General features: G+C 60.1%; 19 protein-coding genes and 1 pseudogene. 4 read left to right on the top strand and 16 right to left on the bottom strand.

The window, feature by feature from the left end; translation table 11 throughout:
- Positions 1–23: 23 nt before the first annotated feature.
- Together ACA044_RS00950 and ACA044_RS00945 are read right to left on the bottom strand one after the other, a co-directional pair.
- Positions 24–1730: a ShlB/FhaC/HecB family hemolysin secretion/activation protein gene (locus ACA044_RS00950; protein ID WP_497444768.1), complete on the bottom strand. Its 1707-nt coding sequence runs from the start codon at positions 1728–1730 to the stop codon at positions 24–26.
- A gap of 912 nt (positions 1731–2642) precedes the next feature.
- Complete coding sequence (locus ACA044_RS00945) at positions 2643–3083, bottom strand: hypothetical protein (protein ID WP_497444767.1); 441 nt, start codon at positions 3081–3083, stop codon at positions 2643–2645.
- Between the two features lie 233 nt (positions 3084–3316).
- Here ACA044_RS00945 and ACA044_RS00940 point away from each other — a divergent pair.
- Positions 3317–3436: pseudogene (locus ACA044_RS00940) on the top strand (DUF3077 domain-containing protein); the annotation flags it as partial.
- A gap of 63 nt (positions 3437–3499) precedes the next feature.
- Here the strand turns inward: ACA044_RS00940 and ACA044_RS00935 are convergent.
- The 6 genes from ACA044_RS00935 to ACA044_RS00910 all read right to left on the bottom strand — a co-directional run bounded on the left by ACA044_RS00935 (position 3500) and on the right by ACA044_RS00910 (position 7607).
- Complete coding sequence (locus ACA044_RS00935) at positions 3500–3718, bottom strand: hypothetical protein (protein WP_497444766.1); 219 nt, start codon at positions 3716–3718, stop codon at positions 3500–3502.
- Positions 3715–3984: a hypothetical protein gene (locus ACA044_RS00930; RefSeq protein WP_497444765.1), complete on the bottom strand. Its 270-nt coding sequence runs from the start codon at positions 3982–3984 to the stop codon at positions 3715–3717. Before ACA044_RS00930 ends, ACA044_RS00935 begins: the two co-directional genes overlap by 4 nt.
- A gap of 21 nt (positions 3985–4005) precedes the next feature.
- Complete coding sequence (locus ACA044_RS00925; RefSeq protein WP_497444764.1) at positions 4006–4626, bottom strand: hypothetical protein; 621 nt, start codon at positions 4624–4626, stop codon at positions 4006–4008.
- Positions 4623–5204, bottom strand: a complete 582-nt coding sequence (locus tag ACA044_RS00920) for an RNA polymerase sigma factor (protein ID WP_497444763.1) — start codon at positions 5202–5204, stop codon at positions 4623–4625. Before ACA044_RS00920 ends, ACA044_RS00925 begins: the two co-directional genes overlap by 4 nt.
- A 17-nt stretch (positions 5205–5221) precedes the next feature.
- Positions 5222–6958 (bottom strand): vWA domain-containing protein, encoded by a 1737-nt coding sequence (locus ACA044_RS00915; protein WP_497444762.1) that lies wholly within the window; start codon positions 6956–6958, stop codon positions 5222–5224.
- A gap of 88 nt (positions 6959–7046) precedes the next feature.
- Positions 7047–7607, bottom strand: a complete 561-nt coding sequence (locus ACA044_RS00910; RefSeq protein ID WP_497444761.1) for a YbhB/YbcL family Raf kinase inhibitor-like protein — start codon at positions 7605–7607, stop codon at positions 7047–7049.
- 140 nt (positions 7608–7747) lie between these two features.
- On the opposite strand from ACA044_RS00910, the gene ACA044_RS00905 reads away from it, so the two are divergent.
- A complete protein-coding gene (locus ACA044_RS00905) occupies positions 7748–9277 on the top strand; it encodes an FAD-dependent oxidoreductase (RefSeq protein ID WP_497444760.1) in 1530 nt (509 codons plus the stop codon).
- Positions 9278–9326: 49 nt separating this feature from the next.
- Here the strand turns inward: ACA044_RS00905 and pgaD are convergent, their stop codons facing one another.
- The 8 genes from pgaD to ACA044_RS00865 all read right to left on the bottom strand — a co-directional run bounded on the left by pgaD (position 9327) and on the right by ACA044_RS00865 (position 19576).
- Positions 9327–9854: a poly-beta-1,6-N-acetyl-D-glucosamine biosynthesis protein PgaD gene (pgaD, locus tag ACA044_RS00900; RefSeq protein ID WP_497444759.1), complete on the bottom strand. Its 528-nt coding sequence runs from the start codon at positions 9852–9854 to the stop codon at positions 9327–9329.
- Positions 9851–11206, bottom strand: a complete 1356-nt coding sequence (gene pgaC / locus ACA044_RS00895) for a poly-beta-1,6-N-acetyl-D-glucosamine synthase (RefSeq protein WP_497444758.1) — start codon at positions 11204–11206, stop codon at positions 9851–9853. Before pgaC ends, pgaD begins: the two co-directional genes overlap by 4 nt.
- A 1-nt stretch (position 11207) precedes the next feature.
- Complete coding sequence (pgaB, locus tag ACA044_RS00890; RefSeq protein ID WP_497444757.1) at positions 11208–13205, bottom strand: poly-beta-1,6-N-acetyl-D-glucosamine N-deacetylase PgaB; 1998 nt, start codon at positions 13203–13205, stop codon at positions 11208–11210.
- A 12-nt stretch (positions 13206–13217) separates the two neighbouring features.
- On the bottom strand, positions 13218–15698 hold the full coding sequence (gene pgaA, locus ACA044_RS00885) for a poly-beta-1,6 N-acetyl-D-glucosamine export porin PgaA (RefSeq protein WP_497444756.1): 2481 nt from the start codon (positions 15696–15698) through the stop codon (positions 13218–13220).
- A gap of 417 nt (positions 15699–16115) precedes the next feature.
- Complete coding sequence (locus ACA044_RS00880) at positions 16116–17621, bottom strand: YdgA family protein (protein ID WP_497444755.1); 1506 nt, start codon at positions 17619–17621, stop codon at positions 16116–16118.
- A 299-nt stretch (positions 17622–17920) separates the two neighbouring features.
- A complete protein-coding gene (locus ACA044_RS00875) occupies positions 17921–18556 on the bottom strand; it encodes an NADH:ubiquinone oxidoreductase subunit N (protein WP_497444754.1) in 636 nt (211 codons plus the stop codon).
- 173 nt (positions 18557–18729) lie between these two features.
- Positions 18730–18975 carry a DUF2789 domain-containing protein gene (locus ACA044_RS00870; protein ID WP_497444753.1) on the bottom strand — a complete coding sequence of 82 codons (246 nt, stop codon included), beginning with the start codon at positions 18973–18975 and terminating at the stop codon, positions 18730–18732.
- Between the two features lie 133 nt (positions 18976–19108).
- Positions 19109–19576 carry an aminoacyl-tRNA deacylase gene (locus ACA044_RS00865; protein WP_497444752.1) on the bottom strand — a complete coding sequence of 156 codons (468 nt, stop codon included), beginning with the start codon at positions 19574–19576 and terminating at the stop codon, positions 19109–19111.
- Positions 19577–19787: 211 nt separating this feature from the next.
- Here ACA044_RS00865 and ACA044_RS00860 point away from each other — a divergent pair, with 211 nt between their 5' ends.
- Entirely contained in the window at positions 19788–20336 is a 549-nt protein-coding gene (locus ACA044_RS00860; RefSeq protein ID WP_497444751.1) for an NfeD family protein, read from the top strand.
- A gap of 2 nt (positions 20337–20338) precedes the next feature.
- On the top strand, positions 20339–21097 hold the full coding sequence (locus tag ACA044_RS00855; protein ID WP_008009522.1) for a slipin family protein: 759 nt from the start codon (positions 20339–20341) through the stop codon (positions 21095–21097).
- The last annotated feature ends 74 nt before the right edge of the window (positions 21098–21171 follow it).

Genomic DNA, 21171 nt, shown 5'->3' with positions numbered 1-21171 from the left:
TCGAATCTCGTTTAAAGCAGAATTTAGAGGAAGAAATCCACGCGGAAATAGATCGGCGCTTCGCGCTCGGTCAAGGTGTCCGGGCGTTCCAGAGAGTGGGCGAAGGTCACGCTGGCGCTCAGGTGCTCACCGCGGGCGAACAACTCCAGCGAGTTGCTCGACAGGCGCCCGTGCTGATCGCCGTTGTAGCGATCGCCACGAATTACACCCTGGTCGTAACCGAGGCTGGTGCCGTATTCGGCGAACACCGGGCGTAGCCATTCCAGTGTCACGGGACGGCTCCAGCGCAGATCATTGCGCCAGTAGCCACCGCTGTCGCCGGACAAGGACTGGTCCTTGTAACCACGGATCGACGATTGTCCGCCCAAGCTCATGCGCTGAGGGCTGAATAGCACGTCTTCACTGCGCTGACCGGTCATCAGGCTGCTGAAACTGAAGGACTCGCCACCCAGCACAAAGGGCTGCAAATAGCTGAGAGTGGCGGTGTATTTGCGATAGCGCGCATCCGGAAGGCCCGGTCCCGGGTCGTGATTACCCTGGGCATCGAGGGCACCAATACCGTTCTGCAGGCCCAGGTCGAGGTTGACGAACGCATTGCCAACCCGTCGCCCATGGTTGATGCCGAACTGCGCCTCGCTAATGCGATTGCTGCTGGCAGTGAGCTTGCTGTCTTCAATGAAGTTATTGGTTCGCAGGTAAGCCAGGCCGGTGTTGAGGGAGGTCTTGCTCAGGGCATCGCGATGGATCACTCGTTCCAGGCGCAACTGATGGTTCTGGCTGTCGCCACTCTGCTTGAAATTGAAACCGTTGGCCTGGCCCAAGGCGCGGTATTCGCTCTGGCTGTAGGTGTAGCTCAGGTTCCACCAGCCAAAGGGCAGGTTGTAATAGAGCATGGCATTGCGCGAGGTTTTCTGATGGTCGCTGACGGCATCGTGGCCGCCGCGCAAGGCCAATTGATCGGCCAGGCCCAAGGGACTGTCCCAGTCGAAGGAGGTGCCCCATTGCTGCTCGCCAGTGCTCTTCTGGCCATCGTTATGCCGCGACAAACCAACACGCCAGGGCTTCTGCGGGGTGTTTTTGACCAGCACTTCGCTGCCACCGATATTCTGCCCCGGCGTCAGCTCCGTCTGCGCATGGTTGGACGGCAAACGGTTCAGTTGATCGACCATCTGTTCGATGTCCCGCAGATTGAGCAACTCACCCGGCTTGCCGGGAAAGCTCATCGCCAGTTCCCGCTCGGAGAGACCGCTGCCTTCGGCGCCTTTCAGGCCTTCCAAGCGGCCCTCGACGACCAGCACTTGCAGATGCCCACCGGACAAATCCTGCTGCGGCAAATAGGCCCGACTAGTGACCAGGCCTTTCTCGATGTAGTGATTGGTGATGACTTTCAGCAACTCGTTGAGCTGCGTGACACCCAGGCACTGACCGATATAAGGCTTGAGCAGGCGATCTTTATCGCTGTCCGAGAGACTGTCGGCGCCTTTGAGCTCAATGTCCTTGATCGGGAAACAACGGGCGTCGGCCGGGGCCGTCGGTGGCGTGGGTTTGGCTTCCTTGCCGGGTAATTCCTTGAGCTCTTCGAGACGCCGACGCTGCTCTTCGAGCAAGCGATCCTGACGTTCGCGGATCAGATCGGTTTCACCGGGGGTGGGGGCGGCGTGAGCAAGATTCAGCGGAGAAAGGCACAGCAAAGCCAGGCACAACCTCGCCCAATGGGCGGGTGAGAACATGTTCGATCCCTCGATACGAAAATGACAGCGAGCTCGCGAGCAGATAAAAACCAAATGCCGGCCTTTAACCTTCATCTTAGGGAGCACCTGAAGACCCAGGTTTACTCCAAAAAACACTCACGCTGCTGATGCGCAAAACCACGCGCACACCAGACCCGGCATATCGCTTTTGGTTCAAGAGAGCGGGAATTTTCTACACAAAAAAGAGACGCGTCTTACAAAACACGTCAGAAACTACAACAGAAAAATGCGAATGATCGCGGCTACATACATACAGACTGTGCTGCACCGAGGTGAGATAGACTATGAATCTCGCCAGTGGATAACGCTTGAGACGCTTCCGACTGGCAGCTTTTGGCCGATAGCTCTGCCTATACCAGATCAAGGCCCATAGCCGACAAGGGGCGGCATCCGCGCTACAACTCGGTCGTCCAGACACGGGCATATGGAATGGAGCTAGGGGCAGTCAATTCGAACCGACGAAATAGGTTAGCTAGAATCCGTAGCCTATCGCTGAGAGGGGAAAATGCCACAAATTTGCCACACTCCCCCCGCTAACCGGGGCGAAACACAGCTAACCCCAGCTATCACAACCCATTGATTTACCAGCTAATCCCCGCTAACGTATTGATTCTAAACGTCGACTTTTAGGACTCCGAAGGCAGGGGTCGTGGGTTCGAATCCCGCCTGGTGCACCATATGTAGAAACGAGAAAGCCTCAGACCGCAGGGTCTGGGGCTTTTTTGTGGGCGCAGCATTTAGGGCGTCTGGCTAGAAGTTGGCCACGCCGCATCCGACCCGCAAGCAAAATATCGGTAATCACTCTTGAAAATGCCGACGCTTATCGCTCCGAAAGCTCGATTCTCAATACAAAACAAAAATCGTGGAGGAGCGGCCTTCAATTGGGCTTGTTTATGAATTTGGTGGCGGCTGAATGTAAACGATTTGCTTATCTCGCCCCACTAACAAGCCGATGATGAGGAAGATCACCCCTAGGAAGAAGCCAACAAACCCTAGAAAGCCACTCACCAAGGTGCCACCGATGGCTGCTCCTGCCGCTTCCGCGCCCGAGTGAGCGCCACTAATGGCGGCGATATGGCTACCCGTGAAAATGATACCGGATAAGGGGAGCATGAATGCAGCGATGCCTGAGGCGATTAGAAGTCGACGCCATGCCTTGCCAGGAGTGGGAGCGTAAACAGCTATGGCTACTGCAATGATCCATGTTACGAAGAAAGCAATGGCTCCTCTCAATCCGCTAACACTTGGCGATGCTGCGATTGCGATAACTATGAGCATCGAAACAAGAATGGCTAATATTAAACCTCCGACCAACCCTGCAAGAACCTTCATCGTGAACTCCTTTTATTTGACGAGGCACTGAATACGCTCTTGTGCTGTATAGCAGCAGAACGCCACTACTGCCATGCCGGGCGAGCCACTTGAGAATGCAGTTGTTCGGTTTAACCGAACACCTGCTACTGATAAAAAACCGCCGAAGCTGTTTTTGCGTTATGTCCCCCGGTCAAGACCTTATCGTCCTCGAAGTCGCCTCCTTCAGAACCATCCCTCTTCTGGTTGATTCTGAAGACCGCCACGCCTGGGCCGCGCACTATTTGACGGCGATGAGTAAGGCAGTGATTGATGATGTGGTGAAAGTTTTGACGCGACCACCGCAAACAACGACGCAACAAGCTGCAAAATAGCGGCGACTCACCCTTGAAATGCGTCCCGATCTTTCGGGGCCTGCAATTTTTGGGTGAGTGTTTTCATCGGCGGCTACGCTCTGCTTCAACCTCATCAATGAGCGCATCAAGCTCGGCAAATAGTGTTTCGGCAGGAATAGCCGGACGTGGGTCATTACGGCTGACGCCAATAGACTCACATATTTCTGCGGCTCGTTGCTGATAGGCCGTGTGCGGCAAAGGGTGAGCAGCAGGACGGTTATGGTTGAGAACGGCAACGGGTTGCCAAAGCGGTTTTTTCATTCTGTCGTCCAATCAAACTCGTCGTACTCATCATCGTCTTCTTCGTCCTCGATCAACTCATCATCAAGGGCGTCTTCCGCAAGATCATCTTCCTCCTGCTTCGCTAGAAGAAACTCCTTACGACTCTCTGTCACTGCTCGCCGCAGTTCCTCACCCTTCACCGGGCAGTTGAGCATTTGGGCGATGCGGTCGATTTTTTGTGCCACGACATCCTCCAACGCATCGGCTATGGGCCGATAGTGCGCGCTTTCGGGTGTCGATGCCAAATTTGCCGACCACTGTTCACCTCATTTCTTTTGCAAATCCTTGAGTCGGGCCGTGAGGTTTTCTTTGGGAAAGCGCTTGTGCAATGTCGCCATCAGCGCCTCGGCGGCTTGGGTCTGACCGGTATCTTGCAGGCGTATCACTTCACGTAATTGATCATCCAGTGACTTGGCCGGCGCGGCTGCGCGTTTGCTGAGTTTTGCTTCGTCGGCCATTTCGCTGTTGATCGACTCGCGTTGCAACGGTGCAGAAAACTCAGCCATCGGTGCAGCAGGCGCAGGAGCGGACATAGTGCCGGCCGGTTCATCCTGGAAGCGGGCATCGGTTTCCGGTTTGGCGGCCGGGGCGGACGCTTTGGGCGCGGGCGCGAAGTCGTAACTCGGCAGTTGTTCCGGTGTGCGTTGCACCAGTGCCAGCATCAGGGCCACGCCAACGAGGCTGGCGAATGCCACTTGCCAGCGGGGTTGCTGGCAGGCGCGGAGCCAGCGTTGCCACAGGTTCGGCTTCGGTGCGGGGGCTTCGCGGTGCGCGGTGGCGAGGATGAAGGCATCGAGATGCGCTGGTGGTTCGCCGGTTGCGTGGTCGCGGAAATGCTTGAGCACTTCATCGTCAGGCGATGACGGTGTTTGTTTGGCGTCAGTCATGTCAGTACCTCCTCGGCCAGCAGCCGACGCAGTTTTTGCTGGGCGTAGCGCAAGCGGCTTTTGACGGTTTCCAGCGGAGTTTCGGTGAGGGTGGCGATCTGCGGCAGGTCGAGGTCGCCGTGGGCGCGCAGCAGGAACACTTCGCGCTGGTCGGCGGGCAGGGTTTGCAGGGCGGCTTCGAGGCGTTGGCTGTCGCGGCTCAGGCTCAGCAGTTGTTCGGGGTCGGCGGCGTCATCGATCAGGGCGTGGGTTTGTTCGTCGTAGCTGTCGTGCAACGGGTTGTGGATGCCGTGTTTGCGCCAGTGATCGATCAGTCGGTTGCGGGCAATCTGGTAGAGCCAGGTACGAAAGTTCGCCCGACCTTGTGGCTGACTGGTGCTGCGGATCAGGCTCAGCCAGGTTTCCTGATACACCTCTTCGGCCAGTTCGGGCTTGCCGCTGAGGCCGAGGAGGAATCGATACAGGCCCTGGCGATGACGGGTGTACAAAACTTCGAACGCCGGCCCGTCGCCCGAGCGATAGCGCGCCAGCAGCGATTCATCGCTGCTGGCGGCGGAGCTGATTTCAGAATCGGACATGTCAGCGCTGGCCTCTGTCACTCTATCCGGTTGTCGTTGGGCTGTTGATTGGAGGCGGTCGAGGTTCGCAGGCTCTGCGCCAACTCCACCAGTTGCACGAATTCACCGCGCAGGCCGAATTGATCATCACCCCGTGCGCCACGGGCCAGGGCTTCGGTGTCTTTCAGGCTGAACTCACCGGTATAACGCCCGTCCTTGAGCTGCTGGGAAAAGGCAGCGACGGCAGCGGCAAAGCGTAGATCATCGCTGGCTGCCGAAAGCTGGCCGGCCTCACCCTTCAGGATTGGCCGCTCGATCAAGCGGCTATTCCCACCTTCAGGCGACTGATAACGTACCCGCAGCATCGCCAATTCTCCGGTTTTTGCGGAAACATCGGCCGCAGGATTGCCATACCGCAACGGTTCCAGCCAGCCCTTCTCGCCCTTGGGCACAATTTCATACAACGCCGTCACCGTATGCCCTGCGCCGATTTCTCCGGCGTCGACTTTGTCGTTGCTGAAATCCTCACGTTTCAAGGCGCGATTCTCATAGCCCAACAGCCGATATTCGCTGACCTGGGCCGGATTGAATTCCACCTGCAGTTTCACGTTTTTCGCCACCACCGCGAGGGTCGAGCCGAGCTGATCCACCAGCACCTTGCGCGCCTCGCGCAGGTTGTCGATGTACGCATAATTGCCATCGCCAGCGTCAGCCAGTTGTTCCATCAGGTGTTCATTGTAGTTATCCACACCAAAACCCAAGGTGGTCAGGGACACGCCGGTCTTGCGTTTATCCACAGCCATTTGCTTGAGGCTGTCGAAGTCACTGATGCCGACGTTGAAGTCACCGTCGGTGGCCAGCAGGATGCGGTTGATGCCTTTGGGGATAAACGCCTGTTGGGCCATTTGGTAAGCCAGTTCGATACCCGACGCGCCGGCGGTCGAGCCGCCCGCAGTCAATTGATCGATGGCGGTACGAATTTTCGCTTTTTCCCGTCCGGACGTCGGTTCCAGCACCACGCGAGACTCTCCGGCATACACCACCAGAGAAACCCGGTCCTGCTCGCGCAATTGATCGACCAGCAATTTCAGGGTGCTTTTGACCATGGGCAAGCCTTCGCGGCGGTCCATCGAGCCGGACACGTCCACCAGAAACACCAGGTTCGCCGGGGCCAGTTCCGCCACTGCGCGATCAGACGCCTTGATGCCGATACGCAGCAAGCGTGTATGGGGGTTCCAGGGTGATGGCGCCAGCTCGGTGGTCACGCCAAACGGCGAGCCATCAGTGGGCAAGGCGTAATCGTAGGGGAAGTAATTGACCATTTCTTCCAGCCGCACCGCCCCCTCGGGAGGCAAGCGGCCCTGATTGAGCAAGCGCCGGACATTGGCGTAAGCACCAGTATCGACATCGGCGCTGAAGGTCGAGACCGGCGCCTCGGCCACGCTGTGAATCGGGTTATCGGCCAGCGCCTGATATTGCTCCCGCTGCTCATCCCGATAGCCCTGTGGATAAGCCTCACCGGCGGGCATTGGCGCGATTGCGACCAACGGCGCCGGTCGTGAGCTGTGCTTGGCCAGCGCGGTGTCTGCCATGGCCGCCTCACGACGCACTAACGCTTCAGCTTTCGGCGCATTTTGAGCCGGGGGCGCAACCACTGGCGGGCTGTCCGTCTCAGAGTCTGGCGTGGATGAAGCGCCGCAACCGGCAACGGCCAGCAACAACCCGGCGGCGAAACCCTGGGCGGCCGGGCGGAGGAAATGCAGAGGGAGGGACATGGGGGCTGACCTCAGGAGGAAATTGACTCATTCATCCTCTGAGACGGACAGCCCGATCCGTTCGGGTTAAGCCCAAGTGCAAAAATCTTCAGCGGTGATAACGCCGCACCACACTGCTGTTTTTCAGCACATGGCCTTTGATCTGTTCCATCAGCTGCGCGCGGGTCAGGCCGGCGGGCAAGGCCTCTGGCGCCAGGTCCAGGGCGTAGAGCTGGATGATGTAGTGATGGGAACTGTCACCGACGGGCGGGCAAGGGCCGATGTAGGTGGTGGTGCCTTTGATGTTGGTGCCGCCCACGCCTTCGAGGGCGGATTTGGCGCCGACGCCGGCCGGGATCTGACGTGTCGTGGCTTTGATGCCGTAATGAATCCAGTGATCGACGCCCAGGCCTTTCTGGCCGTCCGGGTCGTGCATGACGATGGCGTAGCTGAGGGTGCCTGGGGGGCCGGCGTTCCAGCTCAGGGCCGGGGACTGGTTTTTGCCGCCGCAACCGCTGGCATCGCTGGCCTCCGCCACCGTGAACAGGCGATTGTCCGAAACACCGGGAATGCTGAGGGTGAAACGCTCTTGGGCCTGTGCCGGAAACTGCACGCAAAGGGCGACTGCAACGGCCGCCAGCCAAGGGTTCAAAGAGGTCAATCGGGTCATACCGGAGCACCTTTGTGCGGGTGGGGCCGTCGTCGGCTCGCAAACTATAGCCGGACCGTTCGTGCGGTGGCAGCGGGAATTGGCTGAACCTCGGTATAGGCGCCAAACTCCTAAGTGAAACACCTGCCTGGAGATCGATCATGGCACTGCACCGCGTCGCCCGTTTCGCCGATGTGCCCCAAGACCGTGGCCTTGAAGTCCGGATCGATAAGACCAAAATCGTCTTGCTGCGGGTCGGCGATCAATTGCGCGCCTATCAGGGCAAATGCCCCCACGCCGGGGCCCCCTTGGCCAAAGGTGCGCTGTGTGAGGGTCGGCTGATCTGCCCGTGGCACAAGGCGGCTTACCGGCTTGAAGACGGCGCGCTGTGCGAACCACCGTCCCTGGACAGTCTGCTGCGCTATCCGCTCGAAGTCCGCGACGATGAGGTCTGGGTCGACGATCAGCCGATGCACACCCCAAGCACACCACCGGCGGACGATAAGCGGACCTTTGCAATCATCGGCGCTGGTGCCGCCGGTACGGCTTGTGCGGCAGCACTGCGGGAGAAAGGTTTCGGCGGCCGGGTATTGTTGATCGACCGTGAGGCCGAAGCCGGTTACGACCGTACGGTATTGAGCAAATTCGTGATTGCCGGGGAGATGCCGCCGGACGAAGTCCCGCCGCTGCGGGATGAAAGCTTTTATCGCGAACAGCGCATTGAACGGATAAACGGCGAAGTGACGGGCCTGGATACATCGAACCGGACCCTGCGCCTGGCCGATGGCCAATCGCTGAGCTATGACGGCGCAGTGATCGCCACCGGCGGCACACCCAAGCCTCTGTCGCTGCCCGGCGCCGACCTGCCACAGGTGTTCGTGCTGCGCTCGAAGGCGCAGGCGCAGCGGATTCTGACGACTGCAAAACCCGGGCAACGCGCAGTGATCGTTGGCGACAGTTTCATTGCCCTGGAGTCCGCTTCATCCCTGCGCCAATACGGCCTGGACGTCACCGTTCTGGCCCGCCATGCCATCCCCTTCGAGGCGCAATTCGGCGACGCCGTCGGCAAAGCGATTCGTGCCCTGCACGAGGCCAACGGCGTGGTGTTTCATACGGATGGCGAAGCCGCGAAGATCGAAGGCGCAGGCAAAGTCGAAGCGGTGCTGCTGGACAACGGTCAGCGCTTGCCGGCGGACCTGGTGTTGGTCGGCATTGGCGTCACCCCGGCAACGGCCCCGTTTGCCGATCTGCCAAAAGAAAAAGATCAGTCACTGAAGGTCGACGGCGGGATGCGCGTGACGGACGGGCTCTGGGCCGTCGGCGACATCGCGACCTTCCCGCTCAACGGCCAGCCCCAACGCATCGAGCATTGGCGCCTGGCCCAGCAACAGGCGCGAATTGCGGCGGCGAATATGCTCGGCGGCGACGAGCGCTACCTCGACGTGCCGTATTTCTGGACCTGGCACTTCGGCAAAAACTACGACTACCTCGGACACGCCGAAGCCTGGGACGAGGTTGAGTTCAAGGGCGACCCTGAGCATCCGCCCTTTATTGGCCTGTTTGGCAAGAACGGCGTGGTAGCGGCGGCGGTGGCCTGCGATCAGGAGCGGGCGATGGCGATGCTCGCCGAACGGATGAAACAGCCGCTGTCGGTGGATGAAGCGTGGCGGCTGATTCGGGATTTCGGCTGACAGGCCTCTTCAATGCTCCACACTCCCCCGGTATAGGAGCGTGCCAGGCTCAGACCCGGCTCAGTGGCTCTCGATTGTCGTCAGCTTCGGCTGGCAAGCGGATCACCCGCGGATGCTCCAACGGCGCCAAAGGCGACGGCAGTTGGGCCGGATCGACCGGGAACAAGTGCGTAACGACATGACTGACATCCCCCTCCTGATCGTTGTGAATCGTCATCGAGCCCGGCGTGCGCAGCTTCTCCAGCCGGTCACCAGACAGTTTGAAGCTTTTTCTTAGCCCCTGATCATCCACCACCGGCGCCGGCAAACGACGCTGGGCGAAACGCTTGCTTTTGCGCTGTTGATAACGCGCCCAACCGATCAGGATCACCGCGTTAAACAGCGCCACCCACAGGTAAATCTGCAACGTGCCGAGGGCGTCGAAAAATGACGCATCGAGGCGCGGGCCGTCATGGGTATCGATCAAAGGCCACAGACCCCGCTCCAGCAAATACAGCAGCCCGATCCAGGCCAGCACGGTGAAGAAAACATCGACCACGACCAGAAAGGGCCGCTGCCGGGTTCTGATGATTTTCATTGGATGACCTCCTCTTCATCGTCATTCAGCGGCTTGATGCCCCGATCCGGACTGACCCAGCGCGCGCGCTTTTGATGTTGGCCGAACAGCACTTTGGGGAAGCTGACCAAGGTGGTGAGCAGGCTGATGAGCCAGAACACCAGCGGATACCAGACCACCCAGAACATGGTCTTCCCGAGGCCCTTTTCGTAACGGCGGTCGATCAGGATGCTGACCGCGAATTGCACCAGGCAGACCACCGCCAACACCAGCCCGGTAAAGGCCGGTGGCATCAGGTGATCGACGGCAATGGCGGACGGCATGTCGACGAATTTGCCGACGCCCCAGAAGATCACCGACAGCAGAAAGGTGAAGGCCCAACCCGTGGACAGGCAGTATTCGAACAGCAGCGGCCACAGGTAACGATGGCGGTATTGCCAGATGCCACGGATGTTCTTGAACAACACCTCGGCGCCGCCTTGGGCCCAACGCAGGCGCTGCTTCCACAGGCCGCCGAGGGTTTCCGGCATGAGGATCCAGCACAACGCGCGGGGCTCGTAGAAAATGCTCCAGTGATCCAGCTGCAGCTTCCAACTGATGTCGATGTCTTCGGTGATCATGTCCGGGCTCCAGTAGCCGACCCGGTTCAGGGCCGTGCGACGGAAGGCGACGATCACCCCGGAAACGGTAAAAATCCGCCCGAACACCCGTTGGGTGCGCTTGATCAGGCCGATGATCGACGAGAACTCGCCGACCTGCACGCGGCCGACCAGGGTCGAACGGGTGCGGATTCGCGGGTTGCCGGTCACGGCGCCCAGTCGCGCATTGTCGAGCATCGGCGCCACCAGATACGCCGCGGTGTTCGGCGCCAGTAGCGCGTCACCGTCGATGCACACCAGATACTCGCTACGCGCCGCGATGGCGCCCATGCGCAGGGCCACGGCCTTGCCCTGGTTTTCCGCCAGGTGCAGCACCCGCAGACGCGGATCCTGCGCCGCCAGTGCGTCGAGCACCGCGGCGGTGTTGTCCTTGGAGCCGTCGTTGATCGCGATCACTTCGATGTTCGGGTAATGCTGGGCCAGCGCCGCGTGGATGGTATCGGCGGCGTTGTCGCCCTCGTTGTAGCAAGGGATCAGGATCGAGATCAGCGGTTCGCCGGCCAGCGGTGGCGGCAAAGTATTGTCCTGCCACGGCCAGTGCCGCTCCCAGTGCAGCCAGAAATACAGGCCACCGGCGATCCACAGCCCCGACATGAACAGGGGATAGAAGAACACGAAGTCCATCAGGAATTGCCCGGTGACCAGGAAGATCAGCCCAAGGGGAACCCCGAGAACGATCGCCAAAACCAGTAGGGCCAGAAGTCTATCCAGCATGTTATGGATTCCACTTGTTGGAGAGCGCGGGCCGCACGGTTTTCAGGTCCGGCTGGTTCTCGAGGAAGTTGTCCGGGTAGTAGCCGAAACTGGTGGCGCCCTGACGCTTGAGGCGCCCCATCCAGTCAGCCAACTGTTCACCGTCGATGTCGGCGTCGGTGCTTTTCGTCCAGTCGCGGGCCTGCAATTCGAACACCGTGCGATCGAGTGCGCCGGGGCGCGTTTTGACCGTTGCCACCAGTGCTTCAAGCCAGGGGCCGGATTGCTGGAGGCTCTGTTTTTCCATGAGCGGCATGGCCATCGGTGCCGTCCAGTCGTAGGCACCCAGGAAGTCGTCAAGGTTCTGCGCGAACCAGGCTTCGCTCTCGGGGTTGAGCATCGGCTCGGCAAAAAGATTGCGTGCCGTTTTCACTTGCGGGCCGCGAATGGCGCGGACTTTGGCGGTCAGCTCGTGAGTGAAATCAATCAGGTAACGGCTCTTGAACCGCGTCCAGCGTTGCAGCATGGCTGGATCGTCGCGCAGGGTGGCAATCGAACCGGGCAGACCGTTGGCGGTATAGACCTTCAGGGCTTCGGGGCCGGCGTCTTCGAAGTCCGACAGCACCGCGTCATCGTGATAGAGGACACCGTCGATCGAAGTCAGGCGCGCCACGTCCTCGTAAATTTCACCGATGATGCGCCGCACGTTTGGATCGAATGGCGACAAGCGCTTGTACTGATCCGGATCGATCGACGTAGTACCGGTTTTCGGGTCCCAGCGAGTGACCCGTGGCAACTTCGAGTCCAGGGCAAAACTCAGCACCGGCATCCACGCGAAGACCTTGACGTTAGCCCGAGTACGCAACTGCCAGGCCACGCGGTCGAAGAGGTCGGCGCGCACCGGCAGGTGACGGTTGGGGAAGTACAGCGAATGCACCAGGCCATCGCCCACAGGGTCGGCGAAGGCTTGCAGGAACACCGTGTTGGCGCCCATGTCGGCCATGCGCTGGATCAGTTTGCCGAGGTTGATTTCCTGTTGGGCCGGGTCCGAGTCGTAGACGTTGTCCAGGTCCACATGCACCACCCGCATCGGCGATTCGGACTGCACCGAGACCATGCTATTGGCGAAGTGCTGGCCATCCGGATCCGAGGCCACCAAAAAGCGCGGGCTGCTCATCAGGTTATCGAGCGCATCGAGGCCGTCTTCCAGGGTCAGGGCCATCTGATAACCCTGTTCGCTGACCACTTGCAGCGACGTGCCATCCGCCGCGCCGTACGGCCAGACCCAGACACGCGGTTTGTAACCGGTGACCTTGCGGATCTTCTCCGAGATGGCCGCCACGTCGGCGCGTATCCGGGCCTGGAATTGGGCTTCGGTTTCATAGCGCCCGGTAACGGCGTCATAGCGCCGAGTCGCGGCCGCCGGTTGCAAGTTGCCTTGTGGGTTGGCCAACACGCCTTTGTGGCTGGCGTCGGTGTGGGCAGCGATTTCCACCAGGCCGGATCGGGAGACCTCGCGGATCTGCTCCCAGGTCAGGAAGTCCGAGCGCTTGCGCGGTGTGCCGGCGAAATCCACTGGCTGGTTCAGCGGCGTATCGATCCACACCCCGACCGGCGCCAGCAAGGCGTGCCAGTTATAGGCGCGCAGCACCGGCATCACGCGGGTGTAGAAGCTCGAATAACCGTCGTCGAAACTCAGCATGATTGCCCGTGGCGGCAGCTCGGGGCCGCCGTTGCGAGCAGCCATGACCTGGTCGACAGTGACCGGCTTGTAGTTGTTCTCCCGCAGCCACGCCAGTTGCTCGAGCAGACGCTCAGTGCGCACGGCCACGAGCGCCTGATCGGGGTCACGGTCTTCCACATCGTGGTAAGCGATCCCGAGCACATGGTTTTTCGGCCAAGGCTTTTCATTGGCCGGTACAGGGCGTTCGGATGGCGGCGCGAAGGCCGGGGCTTGCTGGGCGCAGGCACTGATCAACAGCGCTCCCAGCAAAAGGATGAAACGCGAAGTAAAAGGCATCTTCAAACTCTTCTAGAAGCGGTAAGTGAGGTCGACGAGCAGGCGCAGATCGGTTTCGCGGTCGCCGTCGTAAGGCCGGTTGATCACGCTCAGCAGGCCGCCGACCTCGAACACGTCGTTCCAGCTGTAGCGCTGGCCGTAACCCAGCAGGGCGATACCGCCGGTTCCGTGATCGCGCTGGCTGTAGGTGCCCGCACCGGCCTGGAACTGCTGGCTCCAGGACGTTTCGTAGCGGTGGTAGAGCACGTGGTTGACGTTCACCGTCGGCAGCACGCTGAAGTCGGATTCGGGATTGAAATACGGCACGTCGTCGGACTTGGAGTTACGGCTAGCGCCGACCTCCAGGCCGAGATCGACTTGCAACCCCGGCGCGCGGTAAACACCCTCGCGACCGGTGAGCAAGGCTTCGACACGGTTGTTGCCGTCGCTGAAGTGCGAGGGACTGACCGCCAGTTTCCACTCACGGCTTTCATTGGCGCGCCAGCGGATGAAACCGCTGCCGCCATTGGCGGTGATGTCGCTGTTCAAGGCCCTCAACGGTGTTTGCGCCGACAGGTACTCGAGGCTGCCGCCGTACTGCCAGTGATCGTCGATGTCTCGGGCAATCGCCAGACGCGCGCCCTGTTTGTCACTGAAGCCGTAGGAGTGGTTGGAGACTTCCGCTTCCAGGGTCATGTCGCGGGTCCGACGTTCAAACCCGACGCGCTGAAAGCGATGGTGGCCGGTGCCTTCCTGGAAGTCGCCGGTGGCGTAACCGGCACCGGCGAACAGGCGCCAGTCTTCATCGATGGGCGGGCTGTACAGCGTGGTTTCGATGCCGAAATCGCGACTGCCGTTGACCGCCCCGACGTCGCCGTTGCCACCGCCAAAACTCTTGCCGCCGTAGGCCTCCACTCGCAATTCGGCCATGTCATGGACTTCACGCTGACGCTGTAAACGCTGCACCTGACGGTTGTCCGGGAAACGCGCGACCACATCATCGGTCAGCGCATCCAACTGCCGCCACTCCTGCAGATCCATGGCGGTGTGGCCTTGAGCAATTTCCAGCCCGACGTCTCGCGCAGCCATGCTCTCGGTTTCCTTGAGCTGATTCTCGGCGCGTCGTGGCCAGTCCCGGGCAAGGTAGAGATCGGCCTGGGCCAGACGCAGGCCGAGGTTGCCCGGGGCCTGATCCACCAGCGTCTGCAAACGCTGCTCGCCCGAGGGCAGATCTGCGCCGTAGGTGCCGGCCTGGGCGGCGAGTTGCTGCGCGTCCATCCATTCATCGTTGGGATTACCCACCGGCAAGCCCTTGAGCTCGACCCGCGGCTTCTGGGTCCTGGCCAGGTCTTCGGCGACCTGGCGCGCTTCATCGGCCTTATCGCTTTCGAGCAAGGCGTAATAGAGCGCGGAGCTGTCTTCCAGGCGGTCGCCGACATCGGCATCCGGTGCCACCAGCACCTGACGATACAAATCTGTGGCGATTTCCGGCTGACGCTGGTCCAGATAAGACGACGCCACCCAACGCAGGGCGTAGGTCGGAATCTTCACGCCTTCGGCAAGCAGCTTCTGGTATTCGGCGATCACATCGGCGGTGCGCGCACGGGCTTTCAGGGCGCCCATGCGGTCGATTCGCCAGCGGATGACGTCATCGTGGGCCTGAGGGTCCGGCGTCCAGGTAGCCAGTAGCTGGTCGTAATCGGCCAGGGCTCGATCGGCGATTACATAACGTTCTTTTTCGCTGCGAGTGGCCAGTTCGGCCAGGCGCACACGTTCTGCGGCCAGGTCACCTTCAAGGCGTCGCAGCGTGACCGGATCCAGCAGCCCCGGCCGCTGACGCGCCAGGCGCAAGGCCGGTTCCGGCAAACGGGCGCGTTGCAGGGCAATCACGTATTCCTGAGCGACTTCAGGCTTGCTGCCGGCGCGGATGAAGGCCTGGTCGTATTCAAACAATGCATCGTAGGTGGCACCGGCGCGGGTCAAGGCGTAGGCCAGGGCCAAGCGGCGGGCAGGATCATCCGGCTTCGCGGCCACCAGCGCCCTGGTGCGGGCAACGGCCTCGTCAGGTTTGCCGGCATCGGCCTGAGTCATCGCCAGCCCCAGCTGAAGGTCGGGGTTTTGTGGCGTAAGGGTCAGGGCCTTGTTGTACACCTGGGTCGCCGAATCCCAGCGTTTGAGATTGCGGTAGGCTCGCGCAGTAGCGGTCAACGCCTGAACCGGCAGCGCCCGATTGTGCCCTTGGGTTTCATAGACCTGGACCACTTCGGCGTCCAGACCGGCCCAACTGGCGATCTGCAAGTGATCGCTGATCTGGCCGGTGGTGGCCCGGTTCACCGGCATCTGACGCAACACAGTCAACGCGGGCGTGTAGTTGCCGGCCCGTGCATCGCGAACCATTTGGTCGTAAGAGGTGTCGGCGCACGCCAGCGCCGGCCACAGCAATTGGCTGAACAGCGCAATGCGAAACAAGGGGCGTAAACCACGATGAATAAAGGGACCAGCAGTGCGCGGCATTCGTCAGCATCCTTACATGGCCAGCCGGGTCGCAATGCCCTCGTTGCCCACTCGTAACGGAAAGCCGGATCGAAATGACCCGGCCAGGCTTTATCGGGGCGCATCTTGCACGCAAGGCGCGGTCAACTATTCAGGCCGCAATAATTGTTCAGATTCGTTACATTCGGGCCTTCTCTGATGCCAGTCAGTCAAGGTGCGGAACCTGTGGGAGCGGGCTTGCTCGCGAAAGCGGTGTGTCAGGCGATATCAATGTTGACTGTGCCGCCACCTTCGCGAGCAAGCCCGCTCCCACAAGGGTTGCGCCTGACTGACTGGCATCAGGGTCGCCTCCCCCTCACCTCCTTTCGATACACCAGACAGCAAAACGCCCGGCGTCTGCGTGTCGCAGAGGCCGGGCGTTGCGGTGAAACCTGCGGTTTACTGGATCGCGCCAGCGCCGCCGACTTTGTTCATCACAAAACCGACAAACTCTTCGACGGTCATTTTCTGGCCGTTGAAGTCCACTTGATTGTTGGCGTAGTGCAGCGTGGTGACAACGTTGTTGCCGTCCAGTTTCGCCAGTTGCGTGCCGACCGCCATGCTGCTGAACATGTCGGCGGTTGCGCTCGCCTGATCGGCGATGAGTTTGGCGTCGGTCTGACCGTCGATCTGCGACTGCATGGTGAGCACGTCAACGAGCATTGGCTTGGATACCAGCACGTTGAAGTCCAGCAACGCGATCAATTGCTTGACCAACTGGTCTGGCGGCAGGTCCATGGATTGCGGTTTGGTCAGGTCCAGTACCAGCTTGGCGCGGCTTTCACCGTTGCTGGTATTGAACGACAGGTTTTCCAGGGCCACCTGGGGACCGGCGGCCAGCAGTTTCTCCAGACCGGTCTTGACCTGCGCCTCTTCGGCCGGGGTCAGGTTCAGCTCTGGTGTCGGCTCACCGGTGGCAGCGGCTTCAGCGGCGGCCCTCTCATACGGTTGCAGTTTGGTCTGGTAGATCTGCATCAGCGACATCGTTGACGGGATGTCGAGGTTCTTCAGGCTCATGGCCATTTGCGCGGAGCCGACAACCTTGCCGTTGAAGGACACTTCACCGACCTTGTAATCGGCACGCCCCGAAGCGTTGGTGCCCGATTCCTCGGTTTGGTTCTTCATTTCAAAATTCTTGAAACCGAGTACCGACTGCTTGGCGCCGAAGGTGGTTTTGCTGTTGCTCAGCTCGACGGTGTTTTCGCCGACGTAATAGCCGTACGTGCTTTTGTTCAGGTTACTGGCCACGGTCAAGCCGTTGAGCTCTACCTGCACCGGGGTCTGATCTTCGGCCACGGTGGTCAGCTTCAGGCTGTCCATATAACCGTCGGCCTTGACCTTTTGCGCCTGGGCACTGGCGGCTACATCGAGTTTCAACCCGGAGAACGTCAGATTGGACTTGTCATCCAGTGCGGTTTCCAGCGGCAGAAATTCGAGGGTGCCCTTGGTGGAATTGTCGTAGCCGATGTTGACCACCCCTTTGACCGGGGAATTGTCCTTGGCGGCAGCGAACCACTTCTCGGTCAGCGGGGTCTTTTCCAGCTCGTAGTGACTGGTGGCCAGGACCGGCAACCACTTCAGCGACACCAGGCGCGAGAACGGCAGCGGGCCGTGTTCGATGCGGTCGACGAACAGCAACTCGACCGGCGCTTCACCAAACATCTCGCCCTCGCCCTTGAGGCGGTAGTGCGCGGTGCTGCTGAACACATGGCGGTCCAGCGAGACCAGCTCCAGCGACGCCGTGCCGTTGGAACCTGCCAGCGCGGCTTGCAGCTCTTTGTTGGCATCGGCGATCGAGGTATTGAGCACCCCATCCAGTTTGCTGCCGGTGTACCACGCACCGCCGGCACTGATTGCACCGATGGCCACGACAATTCCTAGAAGCACGCCTGCTGATTTATTCATGAAGTACCCGACAATGTCCGTTGTTGAAAGGGTGGTCGTCTTCCCTGAACCCACGACGGGTTGCGGTCACGACTGCGCTAAAAGCGGGATGGAGATTAGCATTTGCGCCGCAGGGCGGCCCAATGATTTAAAGGTGAAAGAGTGTCTATGGGATGTTGCTGCCTGTGGACAACTGGCAGGGGTCGAGCGTTTCGGCGGTCATTCGATCGCCTTCGCGAGCAAGCCCGCTCCCACAAGGATTGCGCTGAACCTGTGGGAGCGGGCTTGCTCGCGAAGGCGTCAGCCCTGCCAATACAACCTTATGAATACTGCACTTCAATTTCATCAAGCTGATGATCGAAGCTTTTCAACCGTGCGGTCCACGTATACACCAGCACTTCAAAATCCCGATTGATCACCGCCCCGCCGGTCACTTCCGAGCGCGGGTCGCAAAAATCCAGTTGATAGCGTTCGCGGGCCATGGCGTTGGCGACATCGGACAGTTCCCGGGCGTTGTTGAGCCAGTGCCAGCCCTCGTCGGCCACTTGCTTGTCCAGCGCCAGGCATTGTTTCTTCAAGGTTTCGAGGCTTTTTTCCAGCGGCGTGCCGGTGAGTTCGCCCATGACTTCCTGGAACGTTCGCCCCGGTTGCCAGTAACTGCCCCAGAAATACCGGTCGAACACCGTTTCGACACGACGCAAAGCCACCTTGGTGTCCCAGATCAGCACCAGGGTCTTGCCTTGTTCGAGTTGTCGTTTCTTGATGCGCTGGCCCTGGAGTGAAGCCCAGGCAACCATCACGATGGCCATCACGGCGATCAGCGCCGCGGCGCTGTCGAGGAATATCAGCGCCTTGTCGAGCTGGTGGGCCAGCATGACGCCGTAGAAATAGGTGGCCGACAGCAAAACCAATGCCGCAATGGCGCACCAGAAGCCGGGAGCATAAGGGTTTTTCATTATTAGATCCCCATGACCAACGCAAGCCTTGATCGACGGGTTCGCCGCGCGCCCCCATCAAATCAAAGCATAGCAACGGCCTCAGGGTTTGCCGGGTTGTTAACCTTGCGTTCGTCTGCTTTCCACTATCAGCGTTTCTTGGCTCGGTCGTACAAAGTTTCTGCTCAGATTTTTTACACCCCCCGCCCCTGCCTCAACAGCACATCCAGCTGATCCACCACCTCCGCCCAATCCGCATCCTCCAGAATTTCATCACGCAGCAGCTCTGCCTGGCTCTCGCTCCAGAAAAACGCGTCCGCCAGGTGCAGTTCGGGTTTGAGCGGTGAATGGGTAGCGATGAATTTATCAATGCTTTCGGCGTCATCAGGCAGGCCGAGTTGCTTGAACAGGGAGGGGAGGCTATGGGTAGGGGATTCCATGTGTGGCTCCTTCGTAATCGCCTATTGGATGGGTGACTGCGGCGCGGCTATTCGCGAGCAAGCCCGCTCCCACAGGGTTTTCGCAATGCCTGTGGGAGTGGGCTTGCCCGCGATGACGGCGGTTATGTCGACGCTACGCCGACAGACTCAACTCGCACACCTCGGCATGTGGCACCATTTTCAAGAATTCCGGCACGCTCATGTGTACCAGGTTGTTGTGGTTGCCGGCTTCGAGGTAGATGTCTTTCTGCCGGGTCAGCAGTGGGTCGATGACCATGTCCATCCCGTAGGATTCGCCCAATGCAGGCACGGCGCCGCGTTCGCAATCATCGAACAGGTGCGGCAGGTTGCTCTCCCGGGTGACTTGCCATTCATTACTGCCACGTACTTTGCTCAGGTCCAGGTGACGGCTGGCGGGCAGCACGGCCATCAAATAGTGGCCGTGATGGTCGTCAAGGATCACCGATTTGGCGACCCGTTCGGCAGGGATGCCCGCGAGCCGTGCCGTTTCAAGGCTACTGGCCGAGTGCGGGTGGGAAACGATGTCATATTCGCAGTGAGCCTTTTCCAGGCTGTTCTGCACGGTTTTTGCCATACGCATGATGCACCTCGGTGTCCGCAGCAACGAATCGCGGACGATGGTTAACTTTTGTCTCCATTAAAAGTCTAGGCCCGCCGATGGGATCTGGCGGGAAATCTGCCCGTCGGACGCTGCCGACAACGGGTCGGAATTCATACAACTGCTGGCTCAACTAGACTTGTATACAGAGCCACGAACGGCTCGTGGACGGACGACTCTCCCGGAGGGTCAAGTGAACACTCGTTACTGTGCAATTGCGCTGCTGTTGGCCTTGAGCGGAACGGTTTTCGCAGCGGACGCCGTCGTCCTGCTGGTTCCCAACCCCATCGGAATCTGGCTGATCACGTTCGGCATTGCATTTCTGATCGCCGAGGCGGCTTTGCCCAATTATGGCGTGGTCGGTCTGGGCGGCATTGTGATGTTCGTGATCGGCGCAGTGATTCTGACCAATACCGAGGTCCCTGTTCCGTTGATGATCGGTCTGGGGCTGATCAGCGCACTGCTGCTGACTTTCCTGCTGATCCACGCCTTGAAAACCCGCCCGCGCCGCAATGTCAGCGGCGATGACGAATTACTCGGCAGCGTGACACCGGTAACGTCATTGCAGGCTGGCAATGCTTATATCGGCTGGGTGCACCTGCAAGGCGAGCAATGGCAGGTATCGAGCTCGACACCGCTGCGACCGGGACAACAGGTCCGGGTGGTGGCACGTAAGGGCTTACTGCTGGAAGTGGCCGCGGCTGACGCGGCGCCCGCAATGAATAATGATGGCGGAGAATAGTCATGGGCCTGCAACTGGGTTTTGCCGCGCTGCTGTTATTACTGATTGCACTGGCGGGGTCGACCTTCCGCATCCTGCGCGAATATGAACGCGGCGTGGTGTTCCAGCTCGGACGCTTTTGGCAGGTCAAGGGCCCTGGCCTGATCCTGCTGATTCCGGTGGTCCAGCAAATGGTTCGCGTCGACCTGCGTACCGTGGTGCTCGACGTACCGCCGCAAGACGTGATTACCCGCGACAACGTCTCGGTCAAGGTCAATGCGGTGCTGTATTTCCGTGTGCTCGACCCGCAAAGGGCGATCATTCAGGTCGAAGACTTTCTCATGGCCACCAGCCAACTGGCCCAGACCACCTTGCGGGCGGTGCTCGGTAAACACGAACTCGATGAATTGCTGGCCGAACGGGAACGCCTGAACGTCGACATCCAGCAAGTGCTCGATGCGCAGACCGACGCCTGGGGCATCAAGGTGGCCAACGTCGAGATCAAGCACGTGGACCTCAATGAATCGATGATTCGCGCCATCGCCAAACAGGCCGAGGCCGAACGGGAACGTCGGGCCAAGGTGATCCACGCCGAAGGTGAATTGCAAGCCTCGGAAAAACTCATGCAGGCTGCCGAAATGCTCGGCCGCCAGCCAGGGGCCATGCAGTTACGTTACATGCAGACGCTGAGTTCGATTGCCGGGGACAAGAGTTCGACCATCGTTTTCCCGCTGCCGATCGAATTGCTCAAGGGGATGGCGGATTTGTCGTCAAAACCTTGATGCACCGACGACCTGTGGCGAGGGAGCTTGCTCCCGCTGGGTCGCGTATCGGCCCTATAATCTGCGACTGCTTC

Source organism: Pseudomonas sp. LBUM1673 (assembly GCF_059695645.1).
The sequence above is the reverse complement of the archived record's forward strand: the minus strand, read 5'-3'. Positions and strand labels throughout refer to the sequence as shown.